The sequence below is a fragment of the Brucella sp. MAB-22 genome, from assembly GCF_025908475.1.
GTDB lineage: Bacteria > Pseudomonadota > Alphaproteobacteria > Rhizobiales > Rhizobiaceae > Brucella > Brucella anthropi.
In genome coordinates, this window is record NZ_CP109782.1 from 1,559,457 (window position 1) to 1,571,064 (window position 11,608).

Below are 11,608 nucleotides of genomic sequence, written 5' to 3' on the forward strand. Positions count from 1 at the left end.
ACTGCGTACCGGAGCTCAGTATATCCCGCCAGTGTATTGTTCGGCGGAGATGCCATGCGTAATTGGCAAAACCGTGCACCTCTGGCAGCGCGGTTTTTGCCATTTCAGCCTACAAATAGTTGCCTGAAACTGGCCCGTTGCCCTTGATCACAAGGGAATGCACAATTACACGCCTTTGTTACAAAACATTTAGAGCTGTTCGATTGAAATCCGGACATATTCCTGTGAAATGCAGAGCGCTTCCAATGAAGCCTGCTACACAGGTGATTTTTATTCAGGGCAATTAATTTGACTGCACAACGACCAGCCACCGCTGTTTCCACTGCCGATAAGAAACTTTTCGGCCTGCCTTTGGCTGTAATTTTTGTGCTGTGCTATTTCGCGTTCCAAACCATTCTTGTCACCGTTGTTTCCAACGGCGCAGGCCTTGATGACGCCGAGCAGCTGGCCAATATCGGCTACCTGGACTGGGGGTATGGCGGATCACAACCCCCTCTCTATACCTGGATTACCAATCTGGTTGCATCGGTGCTGGGCACATCGATGCTCACACTCCAGATCGTGAAATTCAGCATTCTTGCAAGCCTGTTCCTAAGCGTTTACGGCGCTATGAGACTGCTCGGTTTTTCGCGCATCGTCGCGTCAGCCGGTATGCTTGGTCTGTTTCTCATCCCGCAAATCGGGTGGGAATCACAACGCGCCCTGACCCATTCAGTTGCAGGCACCGCCGGTTGTGGCTGGGCCTTCCTGGCCTTTGCCTGGCATATGCGCAGGCGCAGTGTCATCTCTGCCGCCGCATTAGGCATCGCGATGGCTGCAGCTATCCTCGGCAAATTCAATGCCTCATTCTTCCTGATCATGCTGATCATGACAGGACTTCTCATTCCCGAATACCGCCGGATACTGCTCTCCAAGCTGAGTTTCGTTACGATTCTGGCATTCGCCATCTGCTTCGGACCAACTGCGCTCTGGATGTTCGCACACAAATCCAGCGTCATGGCGCGCGCGAGCAAGTTTGAAATCGGCGCTTCCGGCAATGTCTTCTTCGACCGGCTGATGGGCGTCGAAAGCTTGATAGAAGCAGCCTTTCTGTTCTCGATCCTTGCCCTGGCAATCGCGGGTATCATCGCACTCATTCACTGGCAGAAGAAAACCGCCCCCTCCGTTCCGCTGACCACCGGCGAAAAATTCCTGCGGCTCTTGATCCTAGTCGGACTGGTTATTGTTCTCGTTGGCGTTATCGCCACCGGCGCAAACAACGTGAAAGATCGCTGGCTGCAGCCCGTTCTGTTCCTCACTCCGGCACTGATGGCGAGCCTTTTTGCTCGTTACAGGACCGGAAACAGGGCCTTGATCGACTTCGCTGTCGTGAGCGCTGTCGTAGCGCTTATCGTCCCGCCAGTGTTGAGCTATTACCTGACCTATGGCTCCAGCTCTCCGCCTTACGGCCAGCTCGATTATCGTCATTTCTACGAGGAAGTGCAGGCGAAAGGCCCGTTCAAGACGATCCTGACGGACAATGCACAGATACCGGGCAATTTCAGACTATTTGATTCGTCGTTGCGCGTGGTTCATCCAGAAACGCCTGATGCCAGAGCTCATCTGACACCACCTGTACTCGTCATGTGGTTCGGTGGCGCTGAACCCAATGAACGCATTGCTGCTTTGTTGCAAAATGCGAACATCACAATACCTCATGACGGTATCACTACCACCGAAATTGAATATAAAACCCGACCAGACAAGCACATAACCGTCAGCTATTTTCTGGTTCCATAAAGGAAAGGCCCGGGAAACCCGGGCCATTTATTCTCTTATTCTACTGTTTCCTGAACCGCATGAGCGGTGCCTTTTACGTCGCGGCCAACGCCGCGAACAGTATTTGCACAGGACGCAAGCGTGAATGCGCAGAGAACGATAGCAACTGGGACAAGTCGGGTCAGCTTCATGACAGTCTCTCCAATGGGATGTGCAATCCTCCCCTTTCAGGGGTAGGTGCATAGAGTTCCAAGTCTATTCAAACCAGTTATGCCTCCCGCCACATACGAAGCCCCTGCCCGGCATCTGGCGGTGAAGCCGATTCACTCGGCTGTCACAAAAGAAATCTAGCGCAGCGTTTTTCGCTGGCAAGAGAATGCATTAGTTCCCGTCCCAATAAACTGTGATCTGTCATCAGCTGGAACGAAAAGTCTCAAACCGGCCGGAACGGCGATAACCTTCGAAAACATTCCGCAGATGGTCAGCAACGACCTGAATGTGCGGCCCGGCTTCCGGCTTCACAATTATACCCAGCTGATAACGTCCCAGAGCGGGCAAACCATGTTCCGGCCCCAGAGCGACAATTCCATCGCTCAATAGCGTTTTACCAAATGGCGCAATGGCAAGATCAGCCATGATCGCAGCCCGCTGTCCTGTCGAATGCGAGCTCATATAGGCAATGCGGTAAGGACGGCCGCTAGTCTCAAGCGCTTCAAGCGCATTGCCGCGCCAGGCACATCCTTCTTCCCAAATCGAAAGAGGCAGAGGCTCCCGACGATAAGCCGTACCACACTTGGCACCCGCCCAGACGAGTTCCTCATCCAGCAGAACTTCCACATCGCCTTTGTTTAGTATCGTATGGGACATGTTGATCAGCGTAACATCGAGTCGCCGCTCATCGAGCCGCTTGCGCAGATTGCTACTCTGGTCGATCACGACATCCACTGTTACGCCCGGATGGCTTTCGGCAAAACGCTTCAAGACGAGCGGCAATACGCATTCGCCGATATCATCCGGCGACCCTAGCCGAACCACTCCAGTCACTGTGGGCGCAACAAATTTCGAGACTGCCTCTCGATTGAGAGCCAGAAGACGACGCGCATATCCGAGCAGAATCTCGCCATCGCTGGTCAGCGTAACCGAGCGTGCGTCCCGATCGAAAACTGCAACACCAATCTGTTCCTCTAACTTCTTGATCTGCATCGAAACGGCAGAGGGCGTGCGGAACACCGCGTTCGCAGCAGAGGAGAAACTTCCCGTATCGGCAATTGCCACAAATGTGCGCAGCACATCGATATCGAGCATCGGAAGGGGATGTTGAACGGGCGCTGTCATGACGGACTCCGTTTTTCCGCTCTTTGTTCAAATTTTCTGATCTTAAGCCTTTCTATATTTCGTTTGATTGAACGTCAAGCAGAATGCACATTGAGGACACGAACAAGCAGAGCTGCAGCGAGCGTATCAACCGAACTTCCTGAATGAGGAGAGAGAAAATGACCGTTCAATGCCAATCCGCTCCCAACGGCCGGGCATCAGTCGTGCGCTTTACATCAACGTCATCCGTTGCGAACGCACAGTTATGGTTTCTGGCATTTTACTCCGAAGTGCAAAAACGGATCGAAGCCTGGTCGTACGAACGTCGGGTGAAGCGCAGCCGTCGTGTGCTGGAATCGCTACCTGAACACATATTGCACGATATCGGCTGGCCAAACGTGGATGATCGTCTGCCGGGCATCGCCAAAAACACAGCAGAGTTCAAGCGTGGGCAGTAAAGCCAATTGAGGGCGATCATGCGATCCGCCCTCAATTTCCCGACATTAAAATACCTTTTCGCGGCAGGCATTTAGCCGCACTTTGCAACCTACCCGTTCTGTGTCTCAATAGAACACTATCTTGTTTGCGCCATCGCCCTCCCCCTGTGAAACCGGGCCAACGCAGCAAGGTTGCCGGTCTGAAAGCGACCGGAGAAAACCGGGCCCAAAAGACCCGGAGTCGTGACGGAGACACAAGGCTTCAACTGCGTCGGGAACCGCAGCCAGAGCCTTTCGAGAATGGGAACGATCGGGCATGATCCAAGCTTCATCGGTTAAGCGGTCTATTGTCTTTTTCCTGGTTCCAAACTTTTCGATGATTGCATTCGCAACGGCCATTGAGCCATTGCGCATTGCAAATCGGATGCTGGGTTATGATGCCTATAGATGGCGACTGACATCGGTTGATGGAAAACCGGTGACCGCATCCAACGGTGTGGAATGCGCCGTCAATGCATCGCTGGAAGACGAGCGACGTTTCCTGCAGCGCGAGCAACGCCCCTCGATGGTGTTCGTCTGTTCCGGCGTCTACGTGGAAGAATTCAGAAACAAGTCGGTCTTTGCGTGGCTGCGTGAGGAATATAATCGCGGCGTGGCAGTCGGTGGACTTTGTACCGGCGCCCATATACTGGCCGCGGCCGGGCTTCTATCTGGCAAACGCTGTGCCATTCACTGGGAAAATCTCCCCGGTTTCTCGGAAGCCTTTCCCAAGGCCGAGGTCTATGCCGATCTGTTCGAGGTCGATGGTAACCTTTACACCTGCGCGGGCGGAACCGCCTCTCTCGATATGATGCTGAAGCTGATTGGAGATGATTTCGACGCCAATCTGGTCAACAAGATCTGTGAACAGGCACTGACCGACCGTGTCCGCAGCCCGCAGGATCGCCAGCGCCTGCCGCTGCGTGCCCGGCTCGGCATTCAGAACTCCAAGGTATTGACCATCATCGAGATGATGGAAGCCAATCTTTCAGAGCCGCAGGCATTGATCAATGTAGCCCATACGATTGGTCTTTCGCGGCGTCAGGTGGAGCGTCTTTTCCGACAGGAGATGGGCCGGTCTCCGGCGCGCTATTATCTGGAAATTCGCCTCGATCGCGCGCGGCATCTGTTGTTGCAATCGTCCATGCCTGTGGTCGAGGTCGCAGTCGCGTGTGGCTTTGTTTCGGCGTCGCATTTTTCCAAATGCTATCGGGAATTATACGGACGCTCGCCGCAACAGGAACGGGCCGAGCGCAAAATGCTCATCGCCGCTTAAGCACGACACTAAAGAAAGATAGAGCTGCATCTTGAATGGAGCAGCTCCACTACTGTCAGCTTTCAGAATAAAATCAAAACCATACAGGCTTTTCCGGAATCAGTTCTACAGACCGACCATCTGTGGATGCAGGATTGTTGGATATGTCGCGAACAGGACAGCCGATGCTCAACCTTCCGGGATTTCCAGAAGCTGCGATGCAGTCGTCTGACGCTGCGAATATGTCGTATAAAGGCAAATGTCGCGCCCAGCCAACGACTATGGTTTTGTCAAATACCAACGAGAGCGGTTTCAGGTAATACGGAGTCGTTGGAACCGCTCTATCCATCTTTTTCACGCATTATCCGACGCAAAACCGCTACGCACTTTTGCTGGAAATGCTCTAGGGACGCATAAAATGGCAGAGTTTCCTAAGAAGGCAAAAGTTGTGATCGTCGGGCTTGGCGGTATCGTCGGCGCCTCGGTGGCACACCATCTGATCGAGCGCGGCTGGGACGATATCGTCGGCATCGACAAATCGGGTATCCCGACCGACATCGGCTCTACTGCCCATGCATCGGACTTCTGCTATGCGACCAGCCATGACTTCCTGTCGTGCTGGACAACGCTCTACTCCATCGATTTCTATGAAAAGATGGGGCATTACGCCCGCGTCGGTGGCATCGAGGTAGCGCGCGTCGGTGACGATGCCCGCATGGACGAAATCAAGCGCAAGGTCGCATCAGGTAAAGCTTTCGGCACTCGCGCTCGCCTGATGGAACCGTCAGAGATCAAGGAAAAATTCCCGCTCATCGAGGAAAGCCTTGTTCAAGGCGGCCTGTGGGACCCCGATGCCGGTCTGGTCATTCCGCGCTCGCAGACCGTCGCCGGCAAGCTGATTGATCAGGCTGAAGCTGCAGGCAAGCTACAAAGCTTCGCCAACACACCGGCCCAGTCGCTAATCGTCGAAAACGGACGCATCAAGGGTGTCGTCACGCATCGCGGCACCATCGAAGCTGACTATGTCATCATCTGCGCTGGCCTTTGGGGACGTCTGATTGCCGAAATGGTTGGTGAAGACCTGCCAGTCATGCCAATTGACCATCCGCTAACATTCTTCGGTCCCTATAACGAGTTTGAAGGCACCGGCAAGGAAATCGGCTGGCCACTCATGCGCGATCAGGGTAACTCCGCCTATATGCGCGACACCGGCGATCCGAAAACTGCCGAAGGCGGCCAGATCGAATGGGGCTATTACGAGGAAAAGAACCCGCGCTTGTGCCATCCGCGTGACCTTCTGGAAAAGCATGAAGCACGTCTCTCGCCATCACAGCGCGATCTTGAGATGGACCAGATTCTCGAACCGCTTGAGCGCGCCATCGAGCTGACGCCCATTCTGGGCGAGCTTGGCTATAATGAAAGCCACTCCTTCAACGGTTTCCTGCAGGTCACGACTGATGGCGGCCCATCCATGGGCGAAAGCCAGAAGGTGCGCGGCCTATGGTATGCAGTTGCTATCTGGGTCAAGGACGGTCCCGGCATGGGCAAGCTCATTGCCGACTGGATGACCGACGGTCGCACGTCCATTGATCATCACGCCGTCGACTATTCCCGTTTCTACCCGCATCAGATGACCGAGCAGTTCATCTGGGATCGCTGCACGGAAACGGCGATGAAGGTGTACAATCCGGCGGTTCATCCGCGTGAACCCTTCTCCAAGGGCCGCAATATCCGCCGCTCACCATTCTATGAACGCGAAGTCGAACTCGGTGGCCATTTCATGGAGCTTGGCGGCTGGGAGCGCGCGCACGGCTATGCCGCCAATGAACACCTTCTCGAAAAGTATGGTGATCGCGTACCAGTGCGCGAAAACGAATGGGATAACCGCCACTTCTGGCGCGTCTCCAATGCCGAACACCTCGAACTGACCGAGAATTGCGGCATCATCAATCTCTCGCACTTCGCCATGTACGACATTGAAGGCCCCGACCATGTCGAGCTGATGGAGTGGCTCTGTGCAGCTAAAATCGGCGGCGATGCCAATATCGGCAAGGGCATCTATACCCACTTCCTCGACGACGAAGGCATGGTGCGGGCCGACTTCACGGTAATCCGCATGGCAGACCGCATCCGTATGATCAATGGTGCCGATGCCGGACCTCGCGACTTCCACTATATGCGTCGCGTGGCCGAAGATAAGGGCTTTAACGTTACGATCACCGATGTGACGGAAAAATACGTCACCATCGGCATCTGGGGTCCGAATGCGCGCGAGAATCTGAAGAAGGTCGTTGAGAGCCCTGAAGGTCTTGATGCGGAAAACTTCCCCTTCGCTGCCATCAAGCCAATCCGGATTGCGGGCAAGGATGTTACCGCGTTCCGCATTTCCTATGTCGGTGAACAGGGTTGGGAATTGCATATGCGTTACGAAGACGGCCTTGCCGTCTGGGATGCGCTTCGCTCCACCGGCGTAATTGCGGTAGGCGTCGAGACCTATGCCAACACGCGTCGCATGGAAAAGAGCTTACGCCTGCAGAATGCCGATCTGCTGACCGAGTATAACCTTCTCGAAGCCGATCTTGCTCGCCCGAAGGTCAAGGAGGCGGATTTCCGCGGCAAGGCAAAGCATGTGGAATATCGCGCCCGCGAGCATCAGCCTGCCATGCTCTGCACGCTAGCCATAACCGACAATGTCGATTCGAAAGGTGTGGCCAGGTATCCTGTCGGCATCATGCCAGTACAGGATCCAAGTACCGGAGAAACACTCATCGACGAACTTGGCCGCCGGTCTTTCACGACCTCAGTCGCCTATGGCCCGACGATTGGCAAGAACATCGCGCTCGCGTACCTGCCATGGGCCTATTGTCAGGAAGGTCGCAAGCTGAATGTGGAATATTTCGGTGAGACTTATCCGGTTGAAGTGCTTTCGATAGGTTACAAACCTCTCTACGACCCGGAAAACCTCAAGCCTCGCAGCTGACCGAGACACTTTCCATACAAAAAAGCCGAGGCAACACCTCGGCTTTTCACATTCCGCAATGGGAAAACTATTTCAACGTGGCTTTGCCACCACTGATCGTGATCGTTTCATCGCCGGTCAACGCTTCGCGGTCCCCGTTCGGAAACGTTACGAAGCAGCCCGAGGCGCAAAATTCAACAGTTTCACCGGGCGCGACAATCATTTCGCGCTTGGCAGCGCCTTCCGTAACGACAATCGTCTGAGGGCCGCTATCATTATTGGAAATCTGCGCGGCATAAGCGCTGCCAGCTGAAACTGCAAAACCGATTGCTGCACCAAGAACAAGCTTCCCCAAGCTGTTGGCCTGATTTCTGTTCATACCGTCCCGACCTTTCCATCGCTCCCGCCGCGATATGTCCAATGTCGCAAGAGCCCTATTGCCCTCTGTCATCCCCTTTATAAGCGGACAAAACTGAACTGCAACTGAACGAAACGTTCATCAAGCCCGGTCGTCGGCATCCTCGTCGACTTCCGGCTTCTCTGTCAGGGCCTTTTTCTTCTTGGCTGATGATGAAGGCTCTTTCTCCTTCTGCATCAAATCGGAGAGTTTTTCGATTTCAGGCACACTGAGAACGAGATCAGTCCTAGTAGACGACAGGTGTAATCCTTCCTCATGGAAGCGCTCTACAATCTGGAATCGCAACTCGTTCTTGATACCACCCGTCGCTGTAATATCGGCCACATAGGCGTAGATATCAAAAATCATCAGTGAATCGTTCATGTTCTGAAACGAAACGAACGGCTCAGGATTCTTCAAGATCGACGGATGGCCACGAACAATTTCGAGAAGCAAAGCGTGGACCCGGCGCGGCTCCTCCGTATAAGAGGCCTGCACATTGATATCGATGCGCCCGAGCTTGTTGCGATGCGTCCAGTTGCCGACGTTACCGTTGATAAGCGTCGAATTCGGCACGATGATCGATTGCTTCTGGAAAGTTTCCACTTCCGTTGCGCGCACGCTGATCTTCTTGACGATACCGCTGACCGTGCCGGCTTCTACCCAGTCGCCGACCTTGAACGGACGTTCGGCGAGCAGAATGAGACCAGAAACAAAATTCTGGACGATATTCTGGAGACCAAAACCGATACCGAGAGACAAACCACCGGCGATAAGGGCCAGGTTCGACATATTGAACCCGGCGGCCGATACACCCACCAGAGCGGCAAGACAAAGGCCAACATAGCCTATGACTGTGCGGATTGAATTGCGTACGCCAGAATCCACTCGCCCCCGTGCCATAACGCTGTTGTCGAGCCAGTTCTGGAACCAGCGCGTCAGAAGATAGCCGATCACGAACAGCAGCACGCCGGTCAATAGTCCCATGAGCGAGATCGAAATATTGCCGATCTGGAAGCCGGTCATCAACTGATAAAAGGTGCTTTTAAGTTCGGCCCACTGGAAGCCGAGCTGCATCAAAACGAGCGGAATGCCGATCAAGGCAACGACGAGATTGATCAATATGCCCGCCACAAGGCCAAGCTGATCAAGGGTTGCGTCATCGAAATGAAACCGCTCCCGCATTGCCTTGCCAATCTGGCTGGATGCGAAAGCCTGCTCTTCGGAAATTGCACGCCCAGTCAAGAAGCCCATATACATCGTAACCAGAAATGCGCCCGTCACCACGATCTGCTGCGATATGAAGCGCGCCATGCCGATATAGCCAAACAGCGCGGTCAGAATGGGTAAAAGCCCCAATATGATCAGGAATGTTCTGAATGCGCGCGGCCATGAGCGGACAGCGCCATCCTTTTCGCGCTCAACCGGTTTCAGAAACGCAATCGCCAGGATGAGAACGCCAACCATCACCGTAGCAAGCAGGCTTTTCGCCATCGTCAGCGACAGAGGCGATGACAAAATCTGGTTGACCTTTCCGAAGAAAGAATCGAGCCCGCTTGTCAGCGCCGTGGCAGTTATCAGCAACCCCAACACGCGCCCTGGACGTGGTGCGACCGGAACCAGCCGCCACTGCGGCATATCCGAGCTGATACAGGCAGATGCCAGTCTATGAATGAAGAAAACGAGCCCAAGAACGAGAAAAAGCGACTGAATCAGAGCGGCAATATCTGTTCTCAAAACGTTGAAATAGTTCATTAAAAAATAAGTCGTCGCCAAGAATACGCCCACAGCAGCGGACGGTATAACCGTAGACCAAAAAGCCACTGAGAGGCGGCTTAAATAGGAGGGCGATTCGATCGTTGGATCGCGTTGATAGAGAGTTCCGAGGACGCGCCTTGCACCCAGCTGGATGACCAGCGCCGCCGCAAACGCAAAAAACGCGGCAGCGAGAAATGACTTGAGCTTGAACGTACTTACAAAACGCCACCACGACTGAACGATGCGCCAGAGTGAAACCATCTGGTTGCTGGCAGCCGAAGCAACCTCTGTACCCAGCGTCGTATCGAGATTCACGCGTTGTGAAAGTGTGCGTGCAAAAAGGTCTCGGCGCATGTCGCCGATCTTTGCGGACATCTGATTGACGGAAAGCGATGTGTCTTCCGTCTCGCCGACAATGGCATTGATCTCGGCCTTTTCGGCGGTCAGTCGCGCCCGCTCTTCACTGACGATTGCCGGTTCTGGCGGCTGATCACCAGAGGGTGCGGGGCCAAGCTGTTCCAGCCGCGTATTGATTTCAGTCAGACGCGGGCGGAATGAAACGCCAGCATCCAGAAGCTTCTTTGAAAGAGAGTCCAGCTGGAGCTTGAGATTGGCCAGCGTTTCATCGTTCGAAGTGGCCTTGGGAAGCTGATCACTGATCCGTTTCGTCTGTTGCTTCAGATCGTTGATGACAGGCTTTTGTTGCTGAACAACACTGGAAACAGGCGCTGGTGCCTGTTGCTGATCGGTGGCGGCGGGCGCTTGCTGGGCTGAGTCGTTTTGCGGAGCGGCAACGGGCGCGGTTTGTGCCGCCGGCGGAGTCGAGGGCTTGTTATCCTGCGCAAAGGCAGGCGCAATGCCACCCGGCGACAGAACGCCGATCAGAAGAGAAAATGCAAGAACACGAAACGTCGATGAATATGCCAATTCAATTCTGCCGTTAAACAAGACATGGTTTCAACATAAAGCGCCCTAAAACGGATGCAAGGCGTAGGCCGTCTACAAGATTTCACGGTGCGCAGGAAGCGGACCCATAACGTATAAGACGAGCCTTGATGCCAGTATTTCCTTGTTCGTGCGAACACAAATGATTAATGAGGATTCGCAATGAGTGTGAAAAGCTGGCTCAACTCCACGGATAGACTCTAAAGAAAGTCTTGGCGATTTGATGAAGGGCATGAAAAACACGGAACAGCATAAGCGGCATGGTTTCATGCTGTTCGTTACGTGCGTTCTGTCGTTTACGGCTTTTCTGTTTGCCGTGGATTTTTCAACGCCGGACGAAGATGTTGCCCGTGGTCACTCCGGCGGCATCGTCGCAAGACAGGTCGAAGGCACTCCGACAACCCCTGTTCGCCAACAATCCACCCCCTCGCCGCAGCCCATGCGGGCGATCTTGATCGAAGCGATCGCAGCCAAGATCAAAGCTGTTTACCTTGATGGCACCGGAGTAGCGCTGCCCGTGGCGGCAGTGGCTTTTGCTCTTCCAAAGTCGGCAGCAGCCAAAGCGGCGCTGAATTTCCAGCGCCTCGCAGTTTTGCAGAGACATTTTGGCTCTGCCCGTGCGCCTCCTAAAAGCGCATAATATGCCATCCTCGAAGATTGGCTTTAACCAATCCTGACACCATTACAAACGATGCCCGCACCGCTGCTTGATGAGTGGCAATTGGGGCGTACCAACCGGAACCTTA

At 54.1% G+C, this 11,608-nt stretch carries 9 protein-coding genes; 5 read left to right on the plus strand and 4 right to left on the minus strand.

Features of this window, described 5'->3' with window-relative positions:
• Positions 1-288 precede the first annotated feature (288 nt).
• Complete coding sequence (locus OHI65_RS17125) at positions 289-1,779, plus strand: ArnT family glycosyltransferase (protein WP_235824395.1); 1,491 nt, start codon at positions 289-291, stop codon at positions 1,777-1,779.
• Between the two features lie 35 nt (positions 1,780-1,814).
• On the opposite strand, the gene OHI65_RS17130 is transcribed toward OHI65_RS17125, so the two are convergent.
• A complete protein-coding gene (locus OHI65_RS17130) occupies positions 1,815-1,949 on the minus strand; it encodes an entericidin A/B family lipoprotein (protein ID WP_012091850.1) in 135 nt (44 codons plus the stop codon).
• A gap of 223 nt (positions 1,950-2,172) precedes the next feature.
• Positions 2,173-3,093 (minus strand): LysR family transcriptional regulator, encoded by a 921-nt coding sequence (locus OHI65_RS17135; protein ID WP_012091849.1) that lies wholly within the window; start codon positions 3,091-3,093, stop codon positions 2,173-2,175.
• A 158-nt stretch (positions 3,094-3,251) separates the two neighbouring features.
• Here OHI65_RS17135 and OHI65_RS17140 point away from each other — a divergent pair, with 158 nt between their 5' ends.
• From OHI65_RS17140 to OHI65_RS17150, 3 genes are all read left to right on the plus strand, one after another.
• Positions 3,252-3,530 carry a DUF1127 domain-containing protein gene (locus tag OHI65_RS17140; RefSeq protein WP_012091848.1) on the plus strand — a complete coding sequence of 93 codons (279 nt, stop codon included), beginning with the start codon at positions 3,252-3,254 and terminating at the stop codon, positions 3,528-3,530.
• A gap of 295 nt (positions 3,531-3,825) precedes the next feature.
• On the plus strand, positions 3,826-4,824 hold the full coding sequence (locus tag OHI65_RS17145; RefSeq protein WP_012091847.1) for a GlxA family transcriptional regulator: 999 nt from the start codon (positions 3,826-3,828) through the stop codon (positions 4,822-4,824).
• 397 nt (positions 4,825-5,221) lie between these two features.
• A complete protein-coding gene (locus OHI65_RS17150; protein ID WP_125300140.1) occupies positions 5,222-7,783 on the plus strand; it encodes a GcvT family protein in 2,562 nt (853 codons plus the stop codon).
• Between the two features lie 67 nt (positions 7,784-7,850).
• Here OHI65_RS17150 and OHI65_RS17155 read toward each other — a convergent pair whose 3' ends face one another.
• Positions 7,851-8,141: a hypothetical protein gene (locus OHI65_RS17155; RefSeq protein WP_125300139.1), complete on the minus strand. Its 291-nt coding sequence runs from the start codon at positions 8,139-8,141 to the stop codon at positions 7,851-7,853.
• 120 nt (positions 8,142-8,261) lie between these two features.
• A complete protein-coding gene (locus tag OHI65_RS17160) occupies positions 8,262-10,844 on the minus strand; it encodes a mechanosensitive ion channel family protein (RefSeq protein ID WP_125300138.1) in 2,583 nt (860 codons plus the stop codon).
• Between the two features lie 241 nt (positions 10,845-11,085).
• On the opposite strand from OHI65_RS17160, the gene OHI65_RS17165 reads away from it, so the two are divergent.
• Positions 11,086-11,502: a hypothetical protein gene (locus OHI65_RS17165; RefSeq protein WP_125300137.1), complete on the plus strand. Its 417-nt coding sequence runs from the start codon at positions 11,086-11,088 to the stop codon at positions 11,500-11,502.
• The last annotated feature ends 106 nt before the right edge of the window (positions 11,503-11,608 follow it).

Excerpts from the sequence above, each read along its gene's own strand:
- OHI65_RS17130 (WP_012091850.1), bottom strand. The coding sequence starts at position 1,949 with ATGAAGCTGACCCGACTTGTCCCAGTTGCTATCGTTCTCTGCGCATTC.
- OHI65_RS17135 (WP_012091849.1), bottom strand. The coding sequence starts at position 3,093 with ATGACAGCGCCCGTTCAACATCCCCTTCCGATGCTCGATATCGATGTG.
- OHI65_RS17140 (WP_012091848.1), top strand. The coding sequence starts at position 3,252 with ATGACCGTTCAATGCCAATCCGCTCCCAACGGCCGGGCATCAGTCGTG.
- OHI65_RS17145 (WP_012091847.1), top strand. The coding sequence starts at position 3,826 with ATGATCCAAGCTTCATCGGTTAAGCGGTCTATTGTCTTTTTCCTGGTT.
- OHI65_RS17150 (WP_125300140.1), top strand. The coding sequence starts at position 5,222 with ATGGCAGAGTTTCCTAAGAAGGCAAAAGTTGTGATCGTCGGGCTTGGC.
- OHI65_RS17155 (WP_125300139.1), bottom strand. The coding sequence starts at position 8,141 with ATGAACAGAAATCAGGCCAACAGCTTGGGGAAGCTTGTTCTTGGTGCA.
- OHI65_RS17165 (WP_125300137.1), top strand. The coding sequence starts at position 11,086 with ATGAAGGGCATGAAAAACACGGAACAGCATAAGCGGCATGGTTTCATG.